Source organism: Cupriavidus sp., from assembly GCF_057315035.1.
The window spans coordinates 135,364-160,960 of the sequence record NZ_DBHKYV010000007.1 but is presented as its reverse complement, the minus strand read 5'-3'; the positions used below and the strand labels follow the sequence as shown (position 1 = coordinate 160,960).

Here is a 25,597-nt window from a genome sequence, read left to right as displayed (position 1 = left end):
CCCTTGATTTTCTCCCCTCTCCCGCGCGCGGGAGAGGGGCGGGGGAGAGGGTCAGCGGTTCAAAACGCGACTAGTTGGCAAGCAGAACGCCATGCCCTCTCCCCCAACCCCTCTCCCGCGCCGCGGGAGAGGGGAGCTGGACATCAGAATTCAAACGTTGTTAGCAGCGACACCTGGCGCGCGTCGCCGATTGCCACGTTGAGCTGGTTCACAGCGGACGGGTAGTACACGCGGTTGAACAGGTTCTTCGCATTGAGCTGGAAGCGTACCTTCTGGCCGCCAATGCGCGTTTCGTACGTGGCGAAGGCGTCGAAGATCGTATAGGCCGGCAACATGAAGCTATTGGCCGAATCGCCGGGGCGGTTGCCCACATAGCGCGCGCCGCCACCCAGGCGCAGACGGTCGCCACCGAAGATCTGGCCGAAGTCGTAGACCGCGGACAGCGACGCCGTATGCTCGGCCACGTTCCACAATCGGTTGCCGGCGTACTGGGGGTCCTCGGTGGTCTTGGCATCGATATAGGCGTAGCTGGCAATGACGTTCCAGCGCCGGCCGATCTGGCCCGTGAGGTCCAGTTCCACACCGCGCGAACGTGCCTTGCCTGCGGTGCGCCAGTCGGTCAGGCCCGTGCTCGTGTTGTACTGCGATACCAGCACATTGCGTTTGTCGATATTGAACAGTGCCAGCGTGCCGCTGAGTCCGCTGGCCAGGTCCACCTTGGTGCCGAGCTCCCATGACGTGGCCTGCTCGGGGGCGATCGACGAGTCGATGACCGTACCGCCGCTCAGTGGCGCGATTGTTGAGTTTGGCTTCAGCGACTGGGTATAGCTGACGTATGTGGACACCGCCGGGGTCCATTTGTAGACCAGCCCCGCGCGTGGCAGCCACTTCTGGTCTGATACATCGGTATTCGTGACAAAGGGCCGGCCACGGCCGGCCACCTGGCTGTAGGTCAGGTAGCGTGCGCCGGCCACCAGAATCCATTTGTCGGTCAGGTAAATGCTGTCCTGCAGGAATAGCGAGGTAGTGTGCAGCGTGTCCGTCTGGTCGCTGTCGCTGGCTGAAACAGTCGTGGAGGGAACCTCGAGGCCGTAGGTCGGATTCAGGTAGTTGAACGCGGCGGTGGCCCGCTGGCGCAGCAGGTCGCGGCGATAGATACGACGGTACTCGCTATCGACGCCAATCTGCAGTTCGTGCCGCATGCCGGCCGCGCGAACATTGCCGCTGACATAGGCAATGCCATAGCTGTCGGTGGCCAGCGCACCGTGGGTGGCGTCATTGCTGCGGGTCAAAACGCCGGTGACCGGATTGACCGCGGTGTTGCGCAGCTGGCCGGCATCGTAGCCCTCGCGGTTGTAGCTGTAGCCAAAGTGGCCGCGCCAGTCGGCATTGAACTGGTGATCGACGGTCAGCTGGGCCAGGTGCGATTCGCCGTTCATCTCGTTGAGTACATCGTCGATGCGGCGGCGGCTTGGAATCGGCAGCGGTTCCAGCGTGCGCGGATCGAGCGCGGTACCACGGTCGAACGGATACAGGAACTTGCGATACTCGTAGGACAGGTTGACCTGCGTGTCCTTGCCGTACCAGGCCAGCGACGGCGCGATCAGGGTTTCGCGGTGCTGGCCAAAGTTGCGCCAGTAGTCTTCGTCGATATAGTCCGCCACCAGCCGGTAGGCCAGCCCGGACGTGCCAATCGGGCCGGTGGTGTCGAGCGTGCCGCCCGCGCCGTTCTTGCCGTGGCCATAGGTGGTGCCGAGCAGCGACAGCGATGTCGCGCGTTGCAGCGATGGCCGCTTGGGCACTACGTTGATCACGCCACCGGGATCCATGATGCCGTAGAGCAGCGAGGCGGGGCCCTTGAGCACCTCTACGCTGTCGGCGGCGGCGTTCAGGCCGCGCCCTTGTACCAGCGGCATGCCGTTGTGCATGATCGACCCATCGCGGTTGTCGCCGAAGCCACGCTTCATGACCGCATCCATGGTGCCCGCCAGCGTATTGCCCTGGGTGATGCCGCTGACGTTCTTCAGCGCGTCGTCGAGATTACGCGGACGCTGGTCGTTCATGACCTGCGCGGGCACGATGTTGACGGCCTGCGGCGTATCGATGATCGGCAGGTCCGAGCGCAGGACGCCGGCGGCATCCGGTGCGCGATAGCTCTCCATGTTGGCGCTGACCGTCACCGCGGGTAGCGATGCAATGTCGCCGGAGGCCGCCGTGTCCGCCTGCGTGACCCTGCGCACCAGAATGTAGCTGCCATCGGGCTGCGCCGCTGCCGCGAGTTCGTTCCCTTGCAGGATCGCGGTCAGCCCTGCGGCCACACCGTACTGGCCGCGCAGGCCGGGACTTTGCCGGTTGGCGGTTTGCTCGGGCGTAAAGGCAAGCAGGATGCCGGCTTCGCGCCCGAAGCGGTTGAGCGTGGCTTGCAGCGGCCCGGCCGGAATGTCATAGGCACGGCTTGCAGCAGCCGATTCGCTGACTGCCGGTTGTGCCTGTGCGGTGCCATGCCAGAGCAGGCCGGCAGTGTGCAGGGCAGCCAGCAATATCGAGTGCTTGAGAACAAGCGAGGAACGGCGGCGCGAAGGCGCAAGGTGGTTCTGAGACTGCATCGGAGTGGAGCGGCTGGGATTTCGACAAGGATGGCGACAAAGAAGGCTTTCACCTCCTATGTCACGCGAGAATCCGGAACAGACCACCTTGCAGCAAAAAATTTTCAGGAAATTTGATCAGGCAGGCAGGACGCTGGTCCAGTACCGCGTCAGGAAGTGCACGCGTACTGGCAGCATGCTGCGCAGCGCATCGAGGATGCGATCGGTGTTGGCCACCGGGAAGGTGCCGGAGACACGCAGGTTTGCCACGGCCGGGTCGCAGCGCAGCCGGCCTGGACGGTAGCGATCGACTTCGGCCAGGAATGCATCGAGCCGCATGTCCGCGGCGACCACCATGCCGTCGGTCCATGCCATGGCAGTGTCGACGAGCGGCGATGGTGCATCGACACGGACTGCGGTGAAGTGTGCCGCCTGTCCGGCCTGAATCACGCGTTCGGCGGCGGTGGCATCGGCAGGACGTACGGCAACGGCACCTTCGGTGACGCCGATCCATCCCGCATCGGACAACTGCCGCACCGCGAAGCGTGTTCCGAGCGGACGCAGCACCGCGTCGCGTGTGGCGACAAGGAACGGGCGCGGCGGGTTAAAGGCATCGCGGGCGGTCTCGATCAGGATTTCGCCGCGCTGCAGGACGATGCGGCGCTCGGTCGAAGAGAACCGGATATCGATGGCGGTATCGGTGTTCAGGTGTACGCGGGTGCCGTCATCGAGTGTGAGCGCGCGTTGCGCGCCAACCGCGGTGTGTGCATCGGCCAGCCAGCCTTGCAGCGGCGTGTGCTCACGCGACATCCACGCGGCGCCGCCTGCCATGAACAGTACGGTGAGCGCGCGAATCGCGCTGCGGCGACCGGCGGAATGCGGCGGCGTCAGCGCGGCGCGGGCCACGGCGGTGGCCAGTGGCGACGCCACGCCGCGCAGGCGCGCGTTCACGGCTTCGATATGGGTCCAGGCACGCGCATGGTCGGGGTGCTGGTCGAGCCAGCGGCGCCATGCCGCGTGCGTTGCGTCGTCGGCATCGTCGCCCTGTAGCGTAACCAGCCATTCGACCGCGGTGCGCGCGACTGCAGGCGGGATGGCCGGCACTGCGGAGGTTTGGCCGCTCATGCGTCGGCCATCGCGAAATAGCACTGCGTGCCGGCGCGTACCAGGTAGCGTTTCACAGTCGTGACGGAAATTTTCAGCGCGGTCGCGATCTCGGCCTGGCTCAGTCCTTCGAGTTGTGCCATCAGGAACGCGCGCTTCACGGGAACTGGCAGGCCATCAAGCAGCGCAGCGATCTCCTGCAGCGTTTCGAGCAGGATCGCGCGTTCTTCAACCGAGGGCACCAGGGCCGGCGGCTGAAGGGCCAGCGCTTCAAGGTAGGCCTGTTCCAGCTTGTCGCGGCGCCACTGGTTGGCCATGACACGCTGCGCCACGGTGGTCAGGAAAGCACGGGGTTCAAGAATCGACGGCGTCTCTTCACGGGCGAGCAGGCGCATGAAGGTGTCATGCGCGAGGTCTGCCGAGCGATGCCAGCAGCCCACCTTGCGATGCAACCAGCCCAGCAGCCAGCGATGGTGGTTGCTGTAAAGCGCGTGAATGTCTTGATGCGGACCTGCGTCGGCGGCCATCATCCGTTCCTTGTTGCCGCGACCGGCCGTACGATTCATTGGAAATGAGAATCGTTATTATATGGAGCTGTTCTGCATCAGGCAATGCAGACATGGGTGGATTGGGGCTGGCCGTCGCATGTGCACCACGCCAGGACGCAGTTCAGTTGCCGGTCATTTCCACGCGGCAACTGGTTTCCGGCTTGCCGGGCAGCGTCAATTGGGCGTCGGGGCCCTTGTCCCAGAACAGTGCTTCGCCATCGTTGAGCGTTGCGGCATAGCGCGCGCCGGATGCGGCGGGCGTTTGCTGGAGCACCAGTTGCTGGTCGAGCCAGCGCAGGTAGGCGTAGCCCGGGTTGGTCTGCACGAAGGTGCCGGCGATCACTGCATCCACGCCAGGGCAGCGGATATTGAACGGGCCGCGGCTGATGCCTCGGTCGTCTTGCGTGCGGGCGCCTGCGTACATGTGGCGCAGGTCGTAGATGCGCTGCAGGTATTGGTTCGCGGTGCAGGTCCGGGCGTCGTCAGACTTCCAGCAGTCGTTGCGGCCCTTGATCCAGCCACGCTGTTCAGCCAGCAGCGACTTCTTCTGCGCATTGGGCAGCGAGCGTGCGTCGAGGGCCAGGCCGTAGAGCCGCGTGGTTTCGCGATCGAGTCTGGCCAGCGTGTCGTCCTTGCAGACCAGTTGCTCGACCTGCGCCTCGGCTTTCTTGCAATCGAAGCTTGGCGTGGCTGCCAGTACCGTGCCGGCCGCGCCCAGTGCTGCCGGCATGCAGGTCAGAAAGACGAGACGTCTGGTCATGGCAGGGGCTCCTGCGGGCGCGCTTACCCCGCGTTGCGGTCGATCACGACAAAGTGCTTGCGCACGGTTTCGATGACTTCGAAGACACCTGTAAAGCCGGCGGGAATCACGCAAGCGTCGCCAGGGCCGAACTCGCGCGCATCGCCGGCCTGGCTCGTGATGCGCAACCGGCCACTGATCACCACGAAGAACTCTTCCTTGCCGGCGGGGAACGCGATGCGCCATGCACCGGGTTCGCATGCCCAGATGCCGCAATCGAAGTCGCCATGCGCGGCGCTGTAGTGCGTCCACGTCGTGCGATCGGGATTGCCGGTGACCAGCCGGTCTGGCCGCGGACGGTCGTGCACCGGAACAACGGTGGCGCGGAAATCGGCGAGGGATACGTCTGACTGGGCGGCAGCCGGGGAAGAGGGCTCGTTGAGACTGGACACGGTGAAAACGGAGATCGGTGTTTGAGCCGTAAGTGTAGCCGTCCGATGTAGACCTGCCCGGAATTCCGCAACTGCGAGGCCCGGTTCCGAAGTCCATGTATTGCCTATCCGGCATGATGCTTGGCAACACAATCGTTGCTTGATCAACACAATTTATTACTAACCGTTACAGGTTATTGCCGACTGATGAAGCGCGTGTACCCAGCGAGGTTAGGTATAAATGCGCGACGTTAGATCGATAAGTGCTGAAAGCGGCAAATTATTTCAGTACAAAGCGATGTCCATGTTGTGTTTGTACGAGAATGATTCGCATTTGTGTTTTTATTTACACGAGCCTACAATCGCGCCCCGAAGAGGAAAAGCGCGGCAATCAGCGCGCGTTCGAATGTCTGCAAGCCATGACAGGCAGACAACAACAAAGCAATCCACGGGGAAGTAAGAATGAGCAAGTATTCGGAGGTATTCCGGCCCAATGTGCTGGTGACGGCGCTCGCCGGTCCGATGGCCGCAATGGCCATGCAGGGAGCCGCCGCGCAAGAGACCGTCGCCGCCACCACCGCGCAGAACACCGGGAGCCCGGTGCAGCAACTGCAAGGCGTAACGGTCAAGGCCGTGCGCGAAGACGGGTACAAGGTCGATACCGCCGAATCGCCGAAATTCACGGCCCCGCTGCTGGACACGCCCAAGTCAGTAACCGTGGTGCCTGCCGAAGTGATCCAGCAATCGGGCTCCAATTCCCTGCAGGACGCGCTGCGCACCACACCCGGTATCACGTTTGGCGCGGGCGAGGGTGGCAACCCGATTGGCGACCGTCCGTTCATCCGTGGCTTTGACTCGGGAGCCAGCATCTTCGTGGACGGTGCTCGCGATGCGGGTTCGCAAACGCGCGACACGTTCAACATCGAGAACATCGAAGTCATCAAGGGGCCCAGCTCCGCGTACGGTGGCAAGGGCTCGGTGGGCGGCATGATCAATCTCGCGACCAAGCTGCCGACCAGGGACAACTTCGTGCAGGGTTCGGTCGGCCTGGGCACCGACGCGTACAAGCGCGCCACGCTCGACGGCAACTATGTGCTCAACGACAACACCGGCCTGCGCCTGAATGCGATGGCGATGGATGCCAACACGCCGGGCCGCGAAGCGGTGGGCGGGCACTCGTGGGGCTTCGCGCCGTCGGTCACGTTCGGCCTGAACAGCCCGACCAAGGTCACGCTGTCCTACTACCACCTGCAGGGCCAGAACATGCCGGACTACAGCATTCCGTATGCGCGTCCGGCCGCGCAGTCGTCGAAGGCGAACCCGTCGGCGCCGGTCAACGTGAACCGCAACAACTTCTACGGCCTGGTGAACCGCGACTTCCAGCACACGCAGTCCGACATTGCCACGGCCATCGTCCAGCACGAATTCAGCGAGAAGCTGACCTTCCGCAACACCACGCGCTGGGGTCGCAGCACCAACGACTACATCGTCACCAACCCTGACGACAGCCGTGGCAACGTGGCCAACGGGTATGTCTACCGCAGCAGCAAGAACCGCGATTCCGCGACCGACACGCTGATCAACCAGACCGATTTCATTGCCAAGTTCGATACCGGCCGTCTCAAGCACTCGGTGCTGTTCGGTTTCGAATTCAGCCGCGACGATACCGACAACACGCCTTACAACGTGGTGCCGGGCGGTGGGGCGGGCAACACCTGCAATGCCTCGCTGCTGGCCAGCGGTGACTGCACGAACCTGTACAACCCGAACCCGGGCGATATCTGGACCGGCAAGGTCGGCAAGATGGGCTACACCCAGAAGACCAAGACCGATACGCGCTCGGTGTACCTGTTCGACACGGTCGAGCTGACGAAGCAATGGCTCGTCAATGGTGGCATCCGCTACGACAGCTATCGCACCAGCTCGTTCACGCCAGCCTACAACAACCCGAATACCGGTGCGGCGGTGGCCGCGGTCAGCCTGGCCAACAACTCGAGCTTCTTCAACTACCAGGCCGGCATCGTCTACAAGCCGGTGGAGATTGGCAGCATCTACCTGTCGTACGGCACGGCATCGACGCCGCCGGGTACGTCGAATGGCGACGGGTCCGACAACCTCTCGGCGCAGATCCAGAGCCTGGATCCGGAGCGCAGCCGTGCGTGGGAACTTGGCACGAAGTGGGACCTGCTTGACCGCCGCCTGTCGCTGACCGGTGCGATCTTCCAGATCGACAAGGACAATGCGCGCGTTGCCGTCGATGCCAACACCACGCAGAACGTTGGCAAGCAGCAGGTGCGTGGCTTCGAACTGGGCTTTGCCGGCAACGTGACCGACAAGTGGAGCCTGTTCGGTGGCTATACCTACCTGGACAGCGAACTGAAGAACAATGGTCCGGTGGCGGCCAACGCGGCCAACGACGGCAACCAGTTCCCGAACACGCCGAAAAACAGCTTCAGCCTGTGGTCGACGTACCAGGTGCTGCCGGCGCTGACGATCGGTGGCGGCGCGTACTACGTGAGCAAGGTCTACGGCAATCCTGCCAACTCGCTCTATGTGCCGGCGTACTGGCGCTTCGACGCGATGGCGGCCTACCGTGTGAACAAGAACCTGACGCTGCAGCTCAACGTGCAGAACCTGTTCGACAAGACCTACTACACCAAGGCCTTCACCGCGCACTATGCGGCGCTGGCGCCGGGACGCTTTGGTATGCTGACGGCCAACTTCCGTTTCTAAGCCCAGCCGATACTCCGGGGGCAACCCCGGAGTTCTTGCCATCATGATGCTGCATATTCCGGACGTCCTGTCCAAAGCCCAGGTTGCCCAGTGCCGCGCGTTGATGGATGCGGCCGACTGGAGCGACGGTAACCAGACCTCTGGCTACCAGTCGGCACTGGCCAAGCACAACCTGCAGTTGCCGGAGGGATCTCCGGTAGCGCAGCAGGTCGGCACGCTGATCCAGGACGCCCTGGCCAACAGTGCATTGTTCTTTTCGGCGGCGTTGCCGCTCAAGGTGTTCCCGCCGCTGTTCAACCGCTACGAAGGCGGCCAGACATTTGGTAATCACGTCGACAACGCGATCCGCTACCTCGGTGGCACCGATTTCCGCATCCGCAGCGACCTCTCCGCCACGCTGTTCCTGACCGAGCCCGATGAGTATGATGGCGGCGAACTGGTCATCGAGGACACCTACGGCCAGCAGCGCGTCAAGTTGCCGGCCGGGCATATGGTGCTGTACCCGGCCACCAGCGTGCATCACGTGACGCCAGTCACGCGCGGGGCCCGGGTGTCATCGTTCTTCTGGATCCAGAGCATGGTGCGCGACGATGGTCAGCGCACGTTGCTGTTCGAACTGGACAACCGCCTGCGCCAGGTCTCGGCAGCCGTCGGGCATGAGCACGAGGCAGTGATCGGCTTGACCGGCGTCTACCACAACTTGTTGCGGCGCTGGGCCGATGCCTGAACGCCCGGTAGTACAGTAGTCCGCGCGTCTTGCGGCAACGGCGTATGATCGATGGCGAGCTCCCGATGGGTTCCTTGCTGTCCGATCCTTGCCATGGCCGATGTCCGCCTTTCCCCGAAGCTGCACCTGACCGCCGAACACGGCTATGCGCTGCACCACAGTCGCCAGCCCGATTTCCGGCGCGAATGGCATGCGCACGATTGCGGCATGCTGCTATGGCCGCGGCTCGGCAGCCTGAGGTCGGTGTGGCGCGATGAACCGCACGTAGCGGATGCCGCTGGCACCAAGGCCGGCGCCGATCCGCACATCGCCACGCTGGCGCGCGGCTCGGCACTATTGCTACCCACCTCGACCACCCACTTCACGGTGTCGCGCCCGGGGCGCCAGCAGCATGGCGAGCTTTACCTGCCCGCCGAACTTCTGCGCAAGTGCCAGCGGTTTGGGGCCATGCGCCTCGACGCTGCAACCATCGCCATGCTCGATGCCTTGCTTGCTCCGACCCTTTCCGGAACCAGCGGTGCACTGCTGGTGCGGGCCATCGTCGAGCAGATCCTGGGCGGGCGTGCGCTGACGCTGCCTGAGGAGCCGGCGTCGCTGGCGCGTCGCATGGTGCGCCGCTTTGTTACCGCGCTGGAAGCCGAGTTGCCGCTACCATCGATCGACGAGGTGGCGAGCGAATTCGGGGTGTCGATCCGGCAGTTGCAGCGTGCGTGCCAGCTTGAGTACCAGGCCAGCCCGGTGGCGTTACGGCGACGGACCCTGGCCGCGCATGCGCGCGCGCTGCTGGCAGAAGGGCGCTCGCTGTCCAGCGTCAGCGTGCAACTGGGGTTTGCCAGCAGCGGCCACCTCGGGCGTCTGTTGCGCGAGGTGGAAACGACGCCATCGTAGCGTGCGATGCATCGCGCATCGTCATGCGTCAGGCATGGCGACAAACGCATCGATTTCCACTTCTATCCACGCCTGATCGGGCAAGCTTGCCACACCGAGAGCGCTGCGCGCTGGCAGTGCCTGTTCGGGAAACGCCTGGTGCAAGACGTGCGATGCGGCATCGAGCACGGTGGCGTGCCGCGCGAACTCCGGGGCAGCACGGATAAAGCCGCGTAGCCTGACGATCTGCGTGACGCGCTCGAGATGACCACCGCAGGCAAGCCGCAATGCAGCCAGTGCATTGCACATGGCGACTTCGGCTGCGCGCTGTGCGGGCTCGATATCATCATCGGTCCTGCATTGTCCCGACATGGCCACACCGTTCTGCCGGCTTACCTGTCCGGCTACCGACACCCACTGCAGACCGCCAACCGCGACGGTGCAGACCGGCGCGTAGTTGCCACGCGGCGTGGGCGGGTCCGGCAGCGCGAACTGTGACGCGGCCAGACGCTGTTCAGGTGTTTCTTTCATCAGTGGTTACTCCATTCACTCCATTCGACCTGCCCGCTAAGCCAGCATCCGGTCCGTTGTCCCTGTGCATTGAAACGCGGCGCGATGTGGATTTCCGAAGGGCTGCCCATGGCATCGCCTTGCCGCACAGCGAGAGAGGGCAGCGAGGCATCCGCGCATGCCAGAGGGCCAGTGTCGGTCAGGTATCCCCATAACGCCGCGGCCGCGATGCCGGTGGCGGCATCCTCGGGGTATCCCGACGCTCGCGGAAACTGTCTGGCATGGAACACCGGTGCGCCATCGGCATCGGGTTCACCTGCGGCGTAGGGGTAGAGCCCGGTTGAATCGATTGTATTGCAGACCTCCGCCATGCGCGCGAAGTCAGGACGCAGCGCATCGAGCATCGCCACCGATGGCAGGGCGACCAGGGTCTTGATGCGGCTGGTCGACGCGTTGTGCATGGCAAGCCGTGCCGCTTGTCCCGGTAGCCCGAGCACCTCCGCCACCAGTTGACATTCGGCTTCGTCAAGCGCGCGCGACGTTGCTGGTGGCTGCGAAATCCACACGCACTGCCGGGCGTTATCCCACTCCACATCCACCACGCCACTGAGCGTTTCCACGCGCGCTGTCGGCGTGGTCCAGTGGCCCCATTGGCGCAGCGCCCACATGGAGCCCACGGTGGCATGGCCGCACATTTCCATTTCGTGCGCCGGCACGAAGAAGCGCAGGCGCCAGTTGCAGTCGCTGCGCGTGGCCGGCAGCACGAAGGCCGATTCATGGCCATGGCGTGCTGCAACCGCTTGCATGTCGGCGGTCGACATGTGCCGCGCATCGGCAACAAGTGGTACCGGGTTGCCACCGACGGCACCGCGCACGAAGACACGGATCACGGCTACCTCGGCGTTGAGTGGCACTGGCTTATTCAATCGTGGCTCCTACCGATTTCGCTACCGCACCCCAGTAGGGAATGTCCTTCAATACCGTGGTCTGCAAGGCGGCCGGGGTATCGGCATGGGCGGTTACGCCCTTGGCGGCCAGGTCGGCAACCACCGCCTTGTCCGTCAATACCTTGTTCAGCGCGGCATTGAACCTGTCGACGATGGCGGGCGCGGTGCCTTTCGGAAACGCCACGCCGTACCAGAGTTGCTGGTCGAAATGCGGGATGCCCTGGCTTGCAAAGGTTGGCACATTGGCCAGCAGCGTGGTTGGCGCCGTGGTGGCAATCGCGGAAATCTTCTGAGCCTTGATATAAGGGGCAAGGCCGACCGGATTGTCGAACATCAGCTGTACCTGCCCGCCAATCAGGTCGGTGTAGGCGGGCGCCGCGCCGCGGTAGGGCACGTGAACCAGTGGCACATTCGCGAGCTTGCCGAACTGCGTGCCGATCAGATGGGAGACGGTGCCGACGCCGACCGAACCAAAGCTGAACTGGGTTCCCTTTTCAGTCCTGAGCCGGGCAATCAGTGCCTTGGCATCGGCCGACTGCAACGAGCGGTTCACCGCCAGCACATAGGGCGATGTGCCGATGAATCCGGCGTAAGCGAAGTCGCGCGCGGGCTGATATGGCAGGTTCGGATAGACGGAGGCACTGACCGCATGAGTACTTGTCGTGACCACACCAGCCGTATATAGCCATCGGGGACCGCGCGAGCCACGTAGGTGGAGCCAATCGTTCCGCCCGCGCCGCTGCGGTTGTCGATCACTACCGGTTGTCCAAGCTCGCGCTGCAGCAGAGGCTGGATAGAGCGAACCACGAGATCGGTGCCACCGCCCGCGGGGAACGGCACGACCAGTGTCAGTGGCTTTGACGGCCATGCCTGTGCCGCCGCAATAGCCGGGACAGTGAGGATCGCCGCGGCGACGATGGGCAGCAAGGCCGTGGGCTTGCTGCGGTGTCCGGGCGCTTTGCCTTGGGGGTGGTCTGGCAGGGATGACATGGGCGTTCTCCGTCGGGTCGATCAGGGTGATCGGTGGCGGATTGAGTGTATGGATCAGCCATGTGTCATCCAAACCGGAATGCGACATGCATGGATCCAGAATGCGACAGCGGGGCGGTTCGTCGCTGAACGGATCCAGCGTACGAGCGCCGGTGTGATGGAAGTCGCGTACGTTGCGCGTAACGACGGTAAGTCCATGAATCAGTGCCGTCGCCGCAATCAGCTTGTCCAGTGCATGCTCGGGATGCGGCACGCGAAGGTGGCCCCACAAGTCGATGATCCGGCCATCGATGCCAAGGATATGGCCGGCATAACGACGCTGCAGGGCCAGCAGCCATTCGTCCAGCAGGCGGCATTGCTGGCGGTCGCCGCGGAAGCGCTTCAGTTCGACGCCGCGCCGTAACTCGCCCATGGTGACAACGGAGAGGAACAGCGGCTGGCCATCGAGTTCCGCTTCTTCGAAAAATGCCTGGACGCCGGCGTTGGCCCGGCGGCCCTTGCGCCGTTCGCTGATGACATTGGTGTCGATGAGGTACATGGCTGAGACCCCTGTCATTGCACGCGCGCGAAGTCCTGCGCGTCGAACGTGTCGCCAGCAGGTATCGACATCAGGAAGGCCGCGAACGATTTGCGGCGCGTGGCCCGTACGCGGTCCGAAGATGCCGGCGCGGGGCGTTGTGCTGCGTGCTGGTTGCCGACAGTCGAGACGCCGTCAGTGCCAGGCGTCGATGAACTGGACGGACCGGACGAATTGGACGGATTGGACGGGTTGGCCGGGTTGTTGTCGGGATCGAACATATGCGCCTCCTTCACGAGTGATAAGCGAGGCGCCATCGTGCACGCGAATTACCCCGAAATATGTGTCCAGGTGTGACGAGGCACTCTTTGTTGATTCAGCGCAAGTGAGAGGGAGGCGAAAGGGCGGGCGACTGTTGACGTGCGGACGTGGCGCACGGCAAGCGCCATGCAAAAGAAATACCCCGACGCGCGGGATCGTCGGGGTAGTAAGAGTTGCCAAGTCGTTTCGGGTCGTGTCGAATGACCCTGCGGCAAGTGTGACGTCGGCTGCCTGAAGCACCAATAACTCACATGAGTTATTGATGGTTGCCGGTGCATTGCGGGCTTCGCCGTGCTGAATCGAGAAGTTCTGAACAAAAGAACCAAATTCCGTATGTGCGGCAGTGCGCGTACCGCGACGCCTTGCGGCACCGATGCTCACCGCTGGGCATCGGGTGCCCGGCTACCGGCTGCGCTGCGCACCGCAGGATGCGACGGGTAAAGGGCCAGTAGCGCGCTGACCACACCGTTGGTCCAGCCAAAACCGTCCTGTAGCGGATATTCACCGCCGCTGCCACCTTCCGCGGCGCCCTGGCGCGGCTGCAGGCGATATTTCTCCACGAGCTTGTACTCGCGCTCGTACAGGCTCGACACCGTGGTGAGCCAACGGTGCGCAATGTCATCCGCCAGTGGATCAAGCCCATAGCGGCGCAAGCCGACGATGCCGATCCACTGCAGCGGTGCCCACCCGTTCGGGCGATCCCATTGTTCGCCGGAGCGGATCTCGGAGGTGGCGAGTCCCCCTTCCTCGAGCAGCCTGGAGGCCACTGCGTCCGCAATGGGCCCGGCCCGGTCCGGCGCGGCAAGTCCCAGGAACAAGGGCATCAGCGTGGCGGCGCATAGATGCTCGCGCAGCGTGCCGCGATGCCAGTCGAAGTCGAAGTACGCGCCGGCGTGGGCGTCCCACATGATGGCTTCGACCGCTTGCCGGCGCCGGTCCGCTGCCTCGCGATAGCGCGTGGCGCCAGCCCGGTCGCCCGATAGTTCTGACATCTCCGCCAGGCGGCATTCGGTGTGCCAGAGCAGGGCATTGAGATCGACGGGCAGGATTGCCGTGGTGCGGATGGTGGCGAGGTCGCAGGTTAGTTGTCCATCGGTCATGCCCGGTTCACACCAGCGCGAGCTGAAGTCCCAACCGGACTCCGCCGCGGCGCGCAGGTCGCGGAACACCAGGTGCGCGGGCCGGTCGCTATGCCGCGCGGTTTCCACATCCTCGAGATAGGCTTCCTCGCGCGGATGGGCACGGTCGTCCCAATAGCGGTTGAGTAGCGCGCCGCCGGGCAGTCGCACCACGCGCCGGTATGCATTGCCGGGCTGCAGGTGGTCAGCGCCATCCATCCAGAACGCGTATTCGCGTGCCAGTTGCGGCAGGTAACGTATCGCGGAATCGACGCCGTGGACCTCGAACAGGTCGGTCATCAGCGCGAATACCGGCGGCTGCGACCGGCTCAGGTAGTAGGAGCGCGTGCCGTTGGGCACCAGGCCGTAGGTGTCGATCAGGTACGCGAAGTTGTCTGCCATGGCGTGCAGCAGGTCATGCCGGCCGCTGGCCGCCAGGCCGAGCATCGTGAAATACGAATCCCAATAGTAGAGCTCGCGAAAGCGGCCGCCCGGCACCACGTACGGGCGTGGCAGCGGCAACAGCGAACAGAGCGGCGGATGCTCGGACGGTTCGCGCGTCAGTACGGGCCACAATCCGTCGATATGCTCGCGCAACGAGTTGTACGGGTCGGAAACGTAGTGGTCATCGGCAATGGTCTCGCGCGCAAAATGAGCGCGCACGAACGCGTCGAGAGAAAATCCTGGCGCATCGCGCTGTTCGCGATAGCGCGCCAGAATGTCTGCGGGCGCGGCCAGTGGCGCGCAGTCCGGAAACGTCTTGCTGTCGGCGAACATGCCGCTGGCCTGGACATCGACAAACAGCTCCGCATAGCGTTCCGCGGGCGACACCGCGTCGGCTGCGGCGCAGCCTGGCAACTCGCATGGTTGCGGGCTTGGCAAATGGGTGATCGAGGGCGCGTGCGCATGACAATGCGATGGCCGCGCAGCGCGATCGTTGGCGTCGCCGCTGCGCGCGGCGGGGTGCGGCACCGCGTCGGCCTGGGCCGGGGCGGTCTGGGCAACGAGATGGGGTACGCGGGTTCCGTCTCCGCTCGCGACGTTACTGTTCCGCATAGTTCCAGAGCAATCCGCCGTCGATCACCAGCGTGGCGCCCGTGATGTAATCCGCGTCCGCGCTTGCCAGATAGGCTGCCAGTCCGGCCACTTCGTCCGGCCGGCCGAGCCGCGCCAGCGGGATGTTCGCCAGCAGCGCCTGCAGTTCGGTGCGATCGGCCATCAGCTTGCGATTGATCGGTGTCTCGATCGCGCCCGGAGCGATGTTGTTGACGGTAATTCCGGCGGGTGCGAGTTCGATGGCCAGGTTGCGCATCATCATGCGCAGTCCTCCCTTGCTTGCGCAGTAGCTCGTGAAGTGCGGGAAGGGCAGTTCCTCGTGAACGGAACTGATATTGATGACCTTGCCGCGCGCCTTGCGGTCGACCAGGTGCCTGACGAACCGCTGGGTCAGGAAAAATGGACCCTTGAGATTGGTGTCGAGCACGTGGTCGTAGTCGGCCTCGGTCACCTCCACGAATGGCGCACGCACCTCCACGCCGGCATTGTTGACGAGGATATCGAGCGTGCCGGCCTCGGTCAGCCCCTGGTCGATGATCGAGAAGGCTTGCGACGGGTCGCCGATATCGCCCGCCACAATCCACACCCGGCGCCCCGTTGCGCGGATGGCGTTGGCCGTGGTGTCGGCATCGGCATCATGCCGATGCACTGCAACAACGATATCCGCGCCTTCTTGTGCCAGCCGTTGCGCGATGGCGTGGCCAATGCCGCCGGCGCCGCCAGTCACCAACGCTATCTTGTCTTGCAACCGCATGTGAGTGCCTCCCATGGGTACCGTGTCAGCGTGAGAGCCGTGCGCGACGCGCAAAGTTCAACCCTGCACCGAGCCTGCCATGGGACGTGACGGCCGGCTGTCAGACGGTTCCGAAATGGATGTCGGTCACAGGCTCAATCATGGGCGACTGGGGCCGGGGTCGCCAGCCCCAGTTGCGCCAGCACGGTGGCGGCCGCCTGCGCCACGCTGCCGCCATGCGCCGGCATGATGATGTGGGCGATTTCCCGGTAGAGCGGGTCGCGCTCGCGAAACAGCATCTCCAGGCGCTCGCGCGGATTCTCTGTTTGCAGCAGGGGCCGATTGCGGTTGCGCCGGGTGCGGCGCCACAGGTCGGGTAGTGTCGCGTCCAGATAGATGACGTGGCCGCGCGTGCGTAGCATGTCGCGATTTTCAGGGCGCAGCACCGCGCCGCCGCCGGTGGCCAGCACGATGCCGCTGCGGCGCGTCAGTTCGTCAAGGATGCGCGTTTCGCGACGGCGAAAGCCTTCCTCGCCTTCCAGTTCGAAGATAGTTGCGATGCGCACGCCGCAGCGCGACTCGATCTCATGGTCGGTATCCAGAAACGGACGGCCGAGCTGGCGCGCGACGGTTCGCCCGATCGTCGTCTTGCCGGCGCCCATGAAGCCGATGAAGAAAAGATTGCGTGAGCCGAGGTCCTGGTCCAAGTGTGTGCCCCACGGCGTGCCGTATGGTTCTGCGCAACGGTAGCACGTAATACATGCAAGCGGCGCGCCAGGTGGGGCGTTTCAATGGCCGGAGGCCATTTTGCCGGCGGGCTCAGCGTCGTTCGCGGGCAACGCACGACCCGTGACCTGCTTGATGACCAGCGCGCCGGCGGCCACGAATGCCGGCACGGCCAGCAACGTGAAGATCATGTCGAAACCAAGATGCAGGCGCAGCAACTCGGCGCCGAGCAACGCGCCGGTAATGCCGCCGAACCGGCCGATGCCCAGCATCCATGCCACGCCAGTGGCGCGGCCCTGGGTCGGGTAGAAGCTCGCGGCCAGCGTCGGCATCGACGACTGCGCGCCGTTCATCGCCGTACCAGCCAGGAAGATCAGCAGGCCCAGCACCAACTGTTCGCCGCCCGCCGCGTGGCCGACCGTGTAGATCAGCACGCCGGTCAGGGCGTAGGTGAACGCGATCACCTTGTTGGGGTTGAAGCGGTCCATGAACCAGCCTGCGGCAATCGTGCCAATGCCGCCGCCAAGCGGGAACAGCGCGGTCAACAGCGACGCCCGCTGCAGCGAAAACCCGGCATCCTTCATCAGCGTCGGCATCCAGCTGGTCAGCAGGTAGAAAATCACCAGGCCCATGAAATACGTGACCCACAGCATCGCGGAGCCCACGCGATAGCGCGGGGCCAGCACCGTGCCGACCGGCGAGGTCCTGGCAGGGGCGGCCTCGTTGACCGTAAATGCCCGTACGTCGTCAAGGCGGGCACCGGTCACGCGCGCCAGCACGCGGCGGATCTGGTCGGCCGGGTATTGGCGTACCACCATGTAGCGGATGGACTCGGGCAGTGCGGACACCAGCAGCACGGCCAGCGCGAGCGGCACCACGCCACCGAACACCAGTACGCTGTGCCAGCCGTATTGCGGAATGATCGCAGCCGCAAAGAAGCCGCCTGCGGCCGAGCCCAGCGGAAAGCCGCAGAACATCGTATTGACGAGGATCGCGCGGCGGCGCGCCGGAGCGTACTCGGACATTAGCGTAACGGCGTTCGGCATGGCCGCGCCGAGACCGATACCGGTCAGGAAGCGCAGCACGGTCAGCCACCAGATGGTGGGCGCGAATGCCGTGGCCAGGCTACAGGCGCCAAAGAAGAACACTGACAGCACCAGCACCTTCTTGCGCCCCACGCGGTCGGCCATGGGTCCCGCGAAAATCGCACCGAATGCGAGGCCGAACAGCGCCGCACTCATCACCGGCCCGAGCGAGGATTTCTCGATGCCCCACTCCTGCACCAGGGCCGGCGCGATGTAACCCATGGCGGCGGTGTCAAAGCCATCGATCGCGACGATCATGAAACATAGGGCCAGGATAAGCCACTGATACGCGGAGAAGCGATGGTTGTCGATGAATGACTGCACGTCGAGCGTGCCGGTCGCGGGGCGCGGGTCTTGGGACATCCTTGGTCTCCGTTCTGGATCGTTACTATCGTGCGGCTGAGCTTCTTCGAGCACTTGTCAGCGCACACGTCCGCTCTTTGTTCTAAGGGCGAACGTGAGTTCTCAATAGGAACGGATCATACGCAGCGTTTTTGCCGACGCAGAATCGGCGTTAACCCGCAACCCGGTGGCACGCATGGCATGCGAGGCGAGGATTTTTCAGGCCTGGTGGGCCGCGATCGTGCGAATGGATTCGGCAAACGCTTCGGCCACCGGCTCCAGCGTCCGGTCGCTTCGGCGCAGCAGTCCGATCGGTTCCTCGGTGCCCTGGGTGTCCAGCGGCAGCAGCACCATCTCGCCCGCGTTCACCGCCCGATGTGTTGCCGACAAGGGTGCCGCCCAGACGCTATCGCCATGCTGCGTAACCAGCCGGCCAAGGTAGGCGTCGGCGGTTTCGAGGCAGCCGTCCGGCAGCGAAAAGCCGTGCCGTGCCAGCAGGCTTTCGGTGCTGTGGCGCGGAATCGAGCCGATGGCGGGAACCACCATCGGCCACGCCAGCACCTCGCGCATCGTCGGGCGAGCGTTGCCGGCCAGGGGATGGCCGGCGCGCACGGCCAGTACCAGCGGTTCGGCGGCCAGCGATTCGAACCACAAGCCCTCCATTGCCGCGGGATCGTCCATGCGGCCGATCACCACGTCGAGCATGTCGGCCTTGAGCAGGTCGATCAGGTTGCGGTTCATGCCGCTTTGTACGGCCAGGCCTACCTCGGGATGACTGGCGCGGAATTGCGTGACGGCCTCGAGCAACAACGCCGGCACGATGCTCGGCAAGGCGCCGATGCGGATGCGCTCGTGACGCTGGGCATTGGCGCCAACCAGGCTGTCGGCGGCCGCGTCGAGATCTTCAAGGACCTTCAGCGCATGGCGCAGGAAGCGCATGCCGGCTGCGGTCAGGTCGGTGCCGGCACGTTGGCGCACCAGCAGCCGGGTGCCCACCAGTTCCTCGAGCTCGGTCAGCGTTTTCGACACGGCCGGCTGCGTCAGGCCCAGTTGCTCGCCAGCCCGGCCCAGATGCTGGGTCCGCGCCACGGCGACAAAGCAGTGCAGGTGGCGCAGCCGGATGCGGCTGCGAAACGTGTCCGGCGACGGCAAGCTTTCCATAACAAAAATTCATCGTATTTTCGCCAAATCTCAATTTACATGACTTCTGGCGCTGCATACAGTCGATCCCATCGACACACAACAACGGAGACAGCGCGATGCCCCCACACCCGGATCGCCTTGCCCAGTACCGCCGCCCGTACTGGGACACCCAACCCGAATACCGTTTCGACCCGTATGCCTCGACGCAATTGCGCTCGCCCGCGCAGCCACTGATCGCGTTGCCGCAAACGCTGTCGGAGGTTACCGGCCCGCTGTTCGGCCCCGAGTTCGTGCGGGCCGGCGACAACGACCTGACCGTCGGCAATGGCGGCGAGCCGATTGGCGAGCGCATGCTGGTGACCGGCCGCGTACTCGACGAAAATGGCCGCCCGGTGCCGAATGCGCTGATCGAGATCTGGCAGGCGAATGCCGCCGGACGCTACACGCACAAGCGCGATCAGCACGATGCACCGCTCGACCCGCATTTTTCGGGCGAAGGCCGCACGATCACGGACGCCAACGGCAACTACCAGTTCAAGACGATCAAGCCCGGCGCTTATCCATGGCGCAACCACCACAACGCCTGGCGCCCGCAGCACATCCACTTCTCGCTGTTTGGCAACGCCTACGCCACGCGCCTGGTCACGCAGATGTACTTCCCGGGCGATCCGCTGCTGGCCTATGACCCGATCTTCCAGTGCGTGCCCGACGAAAAAGCGCGCAACCGGCTGATTGCCGCGTTCGACTGGGAAACCACCGCACCCGAGTACGCACTCGGCTACCGTTTCGATATCGTGCTGCGCGGCCGCGACGCCACGCCGATGGAGTAAGGCCATGCTGTACGCCACCGCATCCCAGACCGTAGGTCCTTACCTGCATATCGGCCTGACCGGCCTCAACTGCGCCGACCTGACCGCCGACGCACCTGACCTGGCCGGCCAGCGCATCGTGATCGAAGGCCGTGTCGTCGATGGTCGCGGCGAGCCCGTGCCCGATGGCATGGTCGAGATCTGGCAAGCCAACCCCGCCGGGCGTTATCGCCATCCGGAAGACACACGCGAAGAGCCACTGGTTGCCGGCTTCACCGGTTTCGGTCGCGTGCCTACCGAGGCCGATGGCGGATTCCGCTTTGTCACCGTCAAGCCGGGTGCCGTGCCCGATGGCGATGGCCGGCCGCAAGCTCCGCACATCATGGTGTCGGTCTTCATGCGAGGCTTGGTGAAGCATGTGGCCACGCGCATGTACTTTCCCGACGAGTCGGCCGCGAATGGTGCGGATGCCGTGTTGGCGCTGGTGCCGGCCGAACGCCGCGCCACGCTGATTGCCCAGGCAGACGGATCGCATCGTTATCGCTGGAATATCGTGTTGCAAGGGCCCGGAGAAACGGTGTTCTTCGATATCTGATCCAAACCACTTCGCCTGAGCGCGGCGCCGGCTGACACCGGCGCCGCGTTTTGCATCACAATCCACGCATTGCCAGCGGTCCGCCCCCAACGACCATGCCTACGTTTTCCCGCCTGACCGACCCGATGTTCGGCAGCCCGGCCGTGCTGGAGGTTTTCTCCGATGCCGGTACGGTGCGTCGCATGCTCGATACGGAAGCCGCACTGGCGCTTGCCGAAGCGCAATGCGGCGTGATTCCAGATAGCGCAGCGCAGGTGATTGCCGAAGTCTGCGCGCATACCGAAGTGATCGACTTCGATGCACTGGCGCAAGCCGCGGTTGCGGCAGGCAATCTTGCGATTCCGTTCGTCAAGCAATTGACCGCCGCAGTCACGCAGCGCGACGCGGAAGCCGGGCGCTATGTTCACTGGGGTGCCACCAGCCAGGACATCATCGACACTGCACTGGTGCTGCAACTGGTGGATGCCTTGCGTTCCATCGATGCGGACCTGCTGCGCCTGGGCGATGCATGTGCCGCGCTGGCCGACACGCATCGTGCCACGCCGATGGTGGCTCGCACATGGTTGCAGCATGCGCTGCCTGCCACGTTCGGGCTGAAGGCCGGCGGCTGGCTCGATGCACTGCGCCGCGATCTGGAGCGGCTCGACCTGACACGCATGCACGCGCGCTCGTTGCAGTTCGGCGGCGCTGCTGGCACGCTGGCCAGCCTTGGCGACGATGCACCAGCGGTTGCCGCCCATTTCGCGCAGGCCTTGCAGCTTGATCTTCCCGTGCTGCCGTGGCACGCCCATCGTGATCGCATGGTGGAGGTTGCCACCATGCTTGGCATGCTGACCGGTACGCTCGGCAAGATGGCACGCGATATCTCGCTGCTGATGCAGACCGAGGTGGCCGAAGTGGCCGAGCCAAGCGGCCCGGGGCGGGGTGGATCCAGCACGATGCCGCACAAGCGTAACCCGGTGGGCTGTGCGGCAGTGCTGACCGCCGCCGTGCGCGTGCCGCCGCTGGTGGCCACCATGCTGGCAGGCATGACGCAGGAACATGAGCGAGCGCTGGGCGGCTGGCAGGCCGAATGGGACACGCTGCCGCAGATCGTGGCATTGGCCGCCAGTGCGCTGCGGCAGATGGGCGATGTCGTGGCTGGCCTGCAGGTCGATGCGGCACGCATGCGAGCCAATCTCGATATTACGCACGGTCTGATCCTTGGCGAGGCCGCCATGCTCGAACTGGGCCGGCGCATCGGACGGTTGCCTGCGCACCATCTGGTCGAGCATGCCTCGCGGCGTGCCGTGGCGCAGGGCACCACGCTGCGCGAGGCGCTGGCCCGAACCCTGGCGGATGATCCCGCGCATGCGGGTTTGCTCGACGAGGCAACGCTCGACCGCCTCAGTGACCCCGCGCGCTACGCGGGACAATCCACAAATTTTGCCGATGCTGCCGTGACCGCGTGGCGCGACACGTGCGCAAACCGAAGCAACGACTGACTGGAGACCACCTTGCCTTATCTCGATCATGCCGGCGCCCGGCTGTTCTACACCGTGGATGGCCCCGACACCGCGCCGGTCATCATCTTCTCGAATTCGATGGGCACCGACCACACGATGTGGAAGCCACAGGCTGACGCGCTGGCCGGCCGCTTTCGCGTGGTGCGTCACGATATGCGTGGACACGGCCGTTCCACCACCGAGGCGGCCGACACATCGGTCGAGGTCCTGAGCCGCGATGTGCTCGCAATCCTCGATGCGTTGCAGGTCACGCAAGCGGCATTTTGCGGCTTGTCGATTGGTGGCCTGATTGGCCAATGGCTGGCCGTGAACGCGCCCGAGCGCTTTTCGAAAGTCATCGTGGCCAATACCGCGCCGAAGATCGGCACGGCGGAGTCCTGGACCGCACGCATCGACGGTGTATTGCGCGATGGCATGGCCCCGCTGGTCGAGGCATCGATGGGGCGCTGGTTTACCGAGGTTTTCCGCATGACGTCCGACCGTGCGCTCGACGATCTGCGCGCGGTGCTGCAGGGGCTGGATCCACGTGGCTACGCGCTTGGCTGCACGGCCTTGCGCGATGCCGACCTGCGCGAGGCCGTGAAGACGATCCGCATTCCGGTGCTGGTGATTGCTGGCAGCGACGATCCGTCGACAACGGCCGCGGAGGGTAGGGCGCTGGCCGAGGCGATTCCGGATGCGTGCTATGTGGAACTGGGTACGGCGCATCTTTCCAATCGCGAGCAGCCGGGCCGCTTTACGGCGGCATTGCTCGACTTCATCAGCGGCCGGCTGCCCGTGACCGATGACGCGGCACGCTACGACGCCGGACTGTCGGTGCGGCGTGCAGTGCTGGGCAGTAGCCATGTCGATCGTTCGCTGCAAAAGCTGACACCATTGAACGAGGAATTCCAGAACCTGATCACGCGCTACGCGTGGGGGGAAATCTGGACGCGCGAAGGCTTGCCGCGCCATACGCGCAGCCTGATTACCATCGCGATGATGGTGGCGCTGAACCGCGCCGAAGAACTGAAGCTGCATCTTCGTGCGGCGGCCAACAATGGCGTGACGCGCGACGAGATCAAGGAAGTGCTGCTGCAGACCGCCATCTACTGCGGCGTGCCGGCCGCCAACTCGGCCTTCCATATGGCCGAGGAAGTCTTCACCGAAGTCGATCGCGCGCGTCACTGAGCGCGGCGGTCTTCAACCTGCCCGTGTGGCAAACGCGGGCAGGCGCGCACGGCCAGATTCGCGAAATGCCGTGGGCGTCTGGCCAGCCAGCCTGGCAAAGAAGCGTGAAAAATAGCCCGCGTCGGCAAAGCCCAGTGTCAACGCAATCTGCTTGATATCCAGATCGCTGAACAGCAGGTCGCGTTGGGCTTCTGCCAGCACGCGCGCATGAATTAGCTGAAGCGCGCTTTGCCCTGCCAGTTGCCGGCAGATACGGTTGAGCTGGGTCGACGTCACGCCGATGGTGTCGGCGTAGTGCGTGATGTCCTTCTGTACGCGGTAGTCGGTCTCCAGCAATTGCTGGAACTGCCGGAAATGCCGCGCCGGCCGGCTACTGGCTTGCGCCTTGGCCGGTGCCGATGCCTCGGCGATGCGCGCAATTCCCACCAGCACGAGCGTAAGCAACGCCGACAGCGATGCGCCACGCCACGGCGCGACCGATTCCATCTCGTTCCTGAACATCGTCAGCGCGCTGGCCAGTGCGTGATGGTGACCCACGTCATCGTGACGCGGATGCTCGAACAGCGTCAGCGTGCCCGGTACGCCGGCCAGCAGTGTGCGCAAGTAGCTGTCGGTCATGGTGACGATGATGCCGTCCACGTCCGGCGCGAACACGAAACCATGCACATGATGAGGCGGCACCGTGATCAGTGAACCACTGGCCAGCCGTTCGCGCCTGCCATCGAGCAACGCCTCGCCGCTGCCGCCATGGATGTACAGAATTTGAAGGAAGCGTTCATGCCGGTGAGGCTTGATCTCCCATTCATAGAGCTGGCTGCGCGATGCAATCGATTCGAAATGCAGCTGATCCAGCAGCGGTTCCGAGGAATTGACGCCGTAGAGCGAGTAGGTTGGAACGATTTTCATGGGGGCGCGCTGCGTGAAACCGGCAATGTTCGGATTTTCACGTTCTTGGTTCGATCTGTCCATTCCGGCAATGCGCGCAACACCTTATCGTTAGCCCAACAACGATATTCAAACCAGGAGACACGCCATGGCCCCCAATGGCTCCCGCATTTCCCATTCCACCCGTGTCGCCATCGTCGGCGCAGGTCCGGCGGGCTTGCTGCTCGGGCAGCTGCTGACCGTAGCCGGCATCGACAACATCGTGATCGAACAGCGCAGCCCCGAGTATGTGCTGGGCCGCATTCGCGCGGGCATTCTCGAGTGCGTGACCGTCGAAGCGCTGAAGCGTGCCGGTGTGGACGCGCGCTTGCGTGAAGAAGGCTTGGTGCACCACGGCATCGAGTTGTCGTTCGGCGGAGCCCGGCACCATATCGATTTTCATGCGCTGATTGGCCGCGATGTGACTGTGTATGGGCAGACCGAAGTCACGCGCGACCTGATGGCGGCGCGCGAGGCTGCGGGTGTGCCGACTGTCTACGAGGCCGAAGGCGTGTCGTTGCATGACTTCGACGGCAAGCGTCCGCGCGTGCGCTATCACAAGGATGGTGTCGAGCATGAGGTAGCCTGCGACTTCATTGCGGGATGCGACGGATTTCATGGCGTCAGCCGTGCCAGCGTGCCGGATACATCGAAGCGGATTTTCGAGCGCGTGTATCCGTTTGGATGGCTGGGCATCCTGTCGGAGACGCCACCGGTGGCCGATGAACTGATCTACGCCAGCCATGCGCGTGGTTTTGCGCTATGCAGCATGCGCTCGAAGACGCGTAGCCGGTACTATGTGCAAGTGCCCGCCAGCGAGAATCCGGAGCACTGGTCCGACGAACGCTTCTGGGATGAACTGCGCAGCCGTCTCGATCCCGCAGCGGCCGAATCGTTGGTCACGGGACCCAGCATCGAGAAGAGTATCGCGCCGCTGCGCAGCTTCGTCTGCGAGCCCATGCGCTTTGGCCGGCTGTTCCTGGCCGGCGATGCCGCGCATATCGTACCGCCGACTGGTGCCAAGGGCCTGAACCTGGCGGCCAGTGACGTGCTCTACCTTGCCGATGGATTTATCGCGCACTACCAGCACGACGATGAGAGCGAACTGGACCGGTATTCCGAAAAATGCCTGGCCCGGGTCTGGAAGGCCGAGCGTTTCTCATGGTGGATGACGTCGCTGCTGCATCGCTTTCCCGATGCCGACGACTTCGCGCATCGCATCCAGCAGGCCGAGCTCGACTATCTGGTGGGTTCCGAGGCCGCATGCCGCGTGCTGGCAGAGAACTACGTGGGACTGCCGCGCTAAGCGCGCCCATGACATATCCATAAAATATGAATAAGTAATCTGGCATATATTTTACGTCGGGGTGTC

Annotated in this window: 23 protein-coding genes and 2 pseudogenes; 8 read left to right on the top strand and 17 right to left on the bottom strand. The window is 64.2% G+C overall.

Annotated features, from left to right (window positions below; genetic code table 11):
- Positions 1-143: 143 nt before the first annotated feature.
- The 5 genes from ACO550_RS12865 to ACO550_RS12845 all read right to left on the bottom strand — a co-directional run bounded on the left by ACO550_RS12865 (position 144) and on the right by ACO550_RS12845 (position 5,344).
- Entirely contained in the window at positions 144-2,606 is a 2,463-nt protein-coding gene (locus ACO550_RS12865; RefSeq protein WP_315591981.1) for a TonB-dependent siderophore receptor, read from the bottom strand.
- 117 nt (positions 2,607-2,723) lie between these two features.
- Positions 2,724-3,710, bottom strand: a complete 987-nt coding sequence (locus ACO550_RS12860) for a FecR domain-containing protein (protein WP_315591982.1) — start codon at positions 3,708-3,710, stop codon at positions 2,724-2,726.
- Positions 3,707-4,216, bottom strand: a complete 510-nt coding sequence (locus ACO550_RS12855) for a sigma-70 family RNA polymerase sigma factor (RefSeq protein WP_315592107.1) — start codon at positions 4,214-4,216, stop codon at positions 3,707-3,709. Before ACO550_RS12855 ends, ACO550_RS12860 begins: the two co-directional genes overlap by 4 nt.
- 142 nt (positions 4,217-4,358) lie before the next feature.
- Positions 4,359-4,997: an MliC family protein gene (locus ACO550_RS12850; protein ID WP_315591983.1), complete on the bottom strand. Its 639-nt coding sequence runs from the start codon at positions 4,995-4,997 to the stop codon at positions 4,359-4,361.
- Between the two features lie 23 nt (positions 4,998-5,020).
- Positions 5,021-5,344 (bottom strand): cupin domain-containing protein, encoded by a 324-nt coding sequence (locus tag ACO550_RS12845; protein WP_315592108.1) that lies wholly within the window; start codon positions 5,342-5,344, stop codon positions 5,021-5,023.
- A 525-nt stretch (positions 5,345-5,869) separates the two neighbouring features.
- Here ACO550_RS12845 and ACO550_RS12840 point away from each other — a divergent pair.
- The 3 genes from ACO550_RS12840 to ACO550_RS12830 all read left to right on the top strand — a co-directional run bounded on the left by ACO550_RS12840 (position 5,870) and on the right by ACO550_RS12830 (position 9,755).
- Positions 5,870-8,140 (top strand): TonB-dependent siderophore receptor, encoded by a 2,271-nt coding sequence (locus ACO550_RS12840; protein ID WP_315591984.1) that lies wholly within the window; start codon positions 5,870-5,872, stop codon positions 8,138-8,140.
- A gap of 43 nt (positions 8,141-8,183) precedes the next feature.
- Complete coding sequence (locus tag ACO550_RS12835; RefSeq protein ID WP_315591985.1) at positions 8,184-8,867, top strand: Fe2+-dependent dioxygenase; 684 nt, start codon at positions 8,184-8,186, stop codon at positions 8,865-8,867.
- 93 nt (positions 8,868-8,960) lie between these two features.
- Positions 8,961-9,755 (top strand): helix-turn-helix domain-containing protein, encoded by a 795-nt coding sequence (locus ACO550_RS12830; protein WP_315591986.1) that lies wholly within the window; start codon positions 8,961-8,963, stop codon positions 9,753-9,755.
- 21 nt (positions 9,756-9,776) lie between these two features.
- On the opposite strand, the gene ACO550_RS12825 is transcribed toward ACO550_RS12830, so the two are convergent.
- The 11 genes and pseudogenes from ACO550_RS12825 to ACO550_RS12775 form a co-directional block, all read right to left on the bottom strand.
- Positions 9,777-10,265: an Atu1372/SO_1960 family protein gene (locus tag ACO550_RS12825; RefSeq protein ID WP_315591987.1), complete on the bottom strand. Its 489-nt coding sequence runs from the start codon at positions 10,263-10,265 to the stop codon at positions 9,777-9,779.
- Positions 10,265-11,170, bottom strand: coding sequence for a PhzF family phenazine biosynthesis protein (locus ACO550_RS12820; protein WP_315591988.1), 906 nt, complete (start codon positions 11,168-11,170; stop codon positions 10,265-10,267). Before ACO550_RS12820 ends, ACO550_RS12825 begins: the two co-directional genes overlap by 1 nt.
- Positions 11,163-11,813, bottom strand: a pseudogene (locus ACO550_RS12815) (Bug family tripartite tricarboxylate transporter substrate binding protein); the annotation flags it as partial. The pseudogene ACO550_RS12815 and the gene ACO550_RS12820, both read right to left, overlap by 8 nt.
- Positions 11,741-12,181, bottom strand: a complete 441-nt coding sequence (locus tag ACO550_RS12810) for a Bug family tripartite tricarboxylate transporter substrate binding protein (protein WP_315592110.1) — start codon at positions 12,179-12,181, stop codon at positions 11,741-11,743. The pseudogene ACO550_RS12815 and the gene ACO550_RS12810, both read right to left, overlap by 73 nt.
- A gap of 163 nt (positions 12,182-12,344) precedes the next feature.
- A pseudogene (locus ACO550_RS12805) lies at positions 12,345-12,719 on the bottom strand (PIN domain-containing protein); the annotation flags it as partial.
- Between the two features lie 14 nt (positions 12,720-12,733).
- The gene (locus tag ACO550_RS12800; RefSeq protein ID WP_315591989.1) at positions 12,734-12,979 is read right to left on the bottom strand and encodes a hypothetical protein; all 246 of its coding nucleotides are present in this window, start codon (positions 12,977-12,979) and stop codon (positions 12,734-12,736) included.
- Between the two features lie 417 nt (positions 12,980-13,396).
- Entirely contained in the window at positions 13,397-15,193 is a 1,797-nt protein-coding gene (treF, locus tag ACO550_RS12795) for an alpha,alpha-trehalase TreF (protein ID WP_315591990.1), read from the bottom strand.
- Positions 15,180-15,947, bottom strand: a complete 768-nt coding sequence (locus ACO550_RS12790; RefSeq protein ID WP_315591991.1) for a glucose 1-dehydrogenase — start codon at positions 15,945-15,947, stop codon at positions 15,180-15,182. Before ACO550_RS12790 ends, treF begins: the two co-directional genes overlap by 14 nt.
- 134 nt (positions 15,948-16,081) lie before the next feature.
- Complete coding sequence (locus tag ACO550_RS12785) at positions 16,082-16,588, bottom strand: shikimate kinase (protein ID WP_315592111.1); 507 nt, start codon at positions 16,586-16,588, stop codon at positions 16,082-16,084.
- Positions 16,589-16,714: 126 nt separating this feature from the next.
- Positions 16,715-18,100, bottom strand: a complete 1,386-nt coding sequence (locus ACO550_RS12780; protein ID WP_315591992.1) for an MFS transporter — start codon at positions 18,098-18,100, stop codon at positions 16,715-16,717.
- 198 nt (positions 18,101-18,298) lie between these two features.
- Positions 18,299-19,240 carry a LysR substrate-binding domain-containing protein gene (locus ACO550_RS12775; RefSeq protein ID WP_315591993.1) on the bottom strand — a complete coding sequence of 314 codons (942 nt, stop codon included), beginning with the start codon at positions 19,238-19,240 and terminating at the stop codon, positions 18,299-18,301.
- 98 nt (positions 19,241-19,338) lie between these two features.
- On the opposite strand from ACO550_RS12775, the gene pcaH reads away from it, so the two are divergent.
- The 4 genes from pcaH to pcaDC all read left to right on the top strand — a co-directional run bounded on the left by pcaH (position 19,339) and on the right by pcaDC (position 23,301).
- Positions 19,339-20,052, top strand: coding sequence for a protocatechuate 3,4-dioxygenase subunit beta (pcaH, locus tag ACO550_RS12770; protein ID WP_315591994.1), 714 nt, complete (start codon positions 19,339-19,341; stop codon positions 20,050-20,052).
- 4 nt (positions 20,053-20,056) lie between these two features.
- The gene (gene pcaG, locus ACO550_RS12765) at positions 20,057-20,626 is read left to right on the top strand and encodes a protocatechuate 3,4-dioxygenase subunit alpha (RefSeq protein WP_315591995.1); all 570 of its coding nucleotides are present in this window, start codon (positions 20,057-20,059) and stop codon (positions 20,624-20,626) included.
- Between the two features lie 95 nt (positions 20,627-20,721).
- A complete protein-coding gene (locus ACO550_RS12760; protein ID WP_315591996.1) occupies positions 20,722-22,110 on the top strand; it encodes a 3-carboxy-cis,cis-muconate cycloisomerase in 1,389 nt (462 codons plus the stop codon).
- Positions 22,111-22,122: 12 nt separating this feature from the next.
- The gene (pcaDC, locus tag ACO550_RS12755) at positions 22,123-23,301 is read left to right on the top strand and encodes a bifunctional 3-oxoadipate enol-lactonase/4-carboxymuconolactone decarboxylase PcaDC (RefSeq protein ID WP_315591997.1); all 1,179 of its coding nucleotides are present in this window, start codon (positions 22,123-22,125) and stop codon (positions 23,299-23,301) included.
- A gap of 12 nt (positions 23,302-23,313) precedes the next feature.
- Here pcaDC and ACO550_RS12750 read toward each other — a convergent pair whose 3' ends face one another.
- Entirely contained in the window at positions 23,314-24,207 is an 894-nt protein-coding gene (locus tag ACO550_RS12750) for a helix-turn-helix domain-containing protein (RefSeq protein WP_315591998.1), read from the bottom strand.
- A gap of 127 nt (positions 24,208-24,334) precedes the next feature.
- Here ACO550_RS12750 and pobA point away from each other — a divergent pair, with 127 nt between their 5' ends.
- Entirely contained in the window at positions 24,335-25,531 is a 1,197-nt protein-coding gene (gene pobA, locus ACO550_RS12745; protein WP_315591999.1) for a 4-hydroxybenzoate 3-monooxygenase, read from the top strand.
- The last annotated feature ends 66 nt before the right edge of the window (positions 25,532-25,597 follow it).

What these genes read in the sequence shown, in the direction of transcription:
- ACO550_RS12865 (WP_315591981.1), bottom strand. Translation starts at nt 2,606, where the DNA reads ATGCAGTCTCAGAACCACCTTGCGCCTTCGCGCCGCCGTTCCTCGCTT.
- ACO550_RS12860 (WP_315591982.1), bottom strand. Translation starts at nt 3,710, where the DNA reads ATGAGCGGCCAAACCTCCGCAGTGCCGGCCATCCCGCCTGCAGTCGCG.
- ACO550_RS12855 (WP_315592107.1), bottom strand. Translation starts at nt 4,216, where the DNA reads ATGGCCGCCGACGCAGGTCCGCATCAAGACATTCACGCGCTTTACAGC.
- ACO550_RS12850 (WP_315591983.1), bottom strand. Translation starts at nt 4,997, where the DNA reads ATGACCAGACGTCTCGTCTTTCTGACCTGCATGCCGGCAGCACTGGGC.
- ACO550_RS12840 (WP_315591984.1), top strand. Translation starts at nt 5,870, where the DNA reads ATGAGCAAGTATTCGGAGGTATTCCGGCCCAATGTGCTGGTGACGGCG.
- ACO550_RS12835 (WP_315591985.1), top strand. Translation starts at nt 8,184, where the DNA reads ATGATGCTGCATATTCCGGACGTCCTGTCCAAAGCCCAGGTTGCCCAG.
- ACO550_RS12830 (WP_315591986.1), top strand. Translation starts at nt 8,961, where the DNA reads ATGGCCGATGTCCGCCTTTCCCCGAAGCTGCACCTGACCGCCGAACAC.
- ACO550_RS12825 (WP_315591987.1), bottom strand. Translation starts at nt 10,265, where the DNA reads ATGAAAGAAACACCTGAACAGCGTCTGGCCGCGTCACAGTTCGCGCTG.
- ACO550_RS12810 (WP_315592110.1), bottom strand. Translation starts at nt 12,181, where the DNA reads ATGTCATCCCTGCCAGACCACCCCCAAGGCAAAGCGCCCGGACACCGC.
- ACO550_RS12800 (WP_315591989.1), bottom strand. Translation starts at nt 12,979, where the DNA reads ATGTTCGATCCCGACAACAACCCGGCCAACCCGTCCAATCCGTCCAAT.
- treF (WP_315591990.1), bottom strand. Translation starts at nt 15,193, where the DNA reads ATGCGGAACAGTAACGTCGCGAGCGGAGACGGAACCCGCGTACCCCAT.
- ACO550_RS12790 (WP_315591991.1), bottom strand. Translation starts at nt 15,947, where the DNA reads ATGCGGTTGCAAGACAAGATAGCGTTGGTGACTGGCGGCGCCGGCGGC.
- ACO550_RS12785 (WP_315592111.1), bottom strand. Translation starts at nt 16,588, where the DNA reads ATGGGCGCCGGCAAGACGACGATCGGGCGAACCGTCGCGCGCCAGCTC.
- ACO550_RS12780 (WP_315591992.1), bottom strand. Translation starts at nt 18,100, where the DNA reads ATGTCCCAAGACCCGCGCCCCGCGACCGGCACGCTCGACGTGCAGTCA.
- ACO550_RS12775 (WP_315591993.1), bottom strand. Translation starts at nt 19,240, where the DNA reads ATGGAAAGCTTGCCGTCGCCGGACACGTTTCGCAGCCGCATCCGGCTG.
- pcaH (WP_315591994.1), top strand. Translation starts at nt 19,339, where the DNA reads ATGCCCCCACACCCGGATCGCCTTGCCCAGTACCGCCGCCCGTACTGG.
- pcaG (WP_315591995.1), top strand. Translation starts at nt 20,057, where the DNA reads ATGCTGTACGCCACCGCATCCCAGACCGTAGGTCCTTACCTGCATATC.
- ACO550_RS12760 (WP_315591996.1), top strand. Translation starts at nt 20,722, where the DNA reads ATGCCTACGTTTTCCCGCCTGACCGACCCGATGTTCGGCAGCCCGGCC.
- ACO550_RS12750 (WP_315591998.1), bottom strand. Translation starts at nt 24,207, where the DNA reads ATGAAAATCGTTCCAACCTACTCGCTCTACGGCGTCAATTCCTCGGAA.
- pobA (WP_315591999.1), top strand. Translation starts at nt 24,335, where the DNA reads ATGGCCCCCAATGGCTCCCGCATTTCCCATTCCACCCGTGTCGCCATC.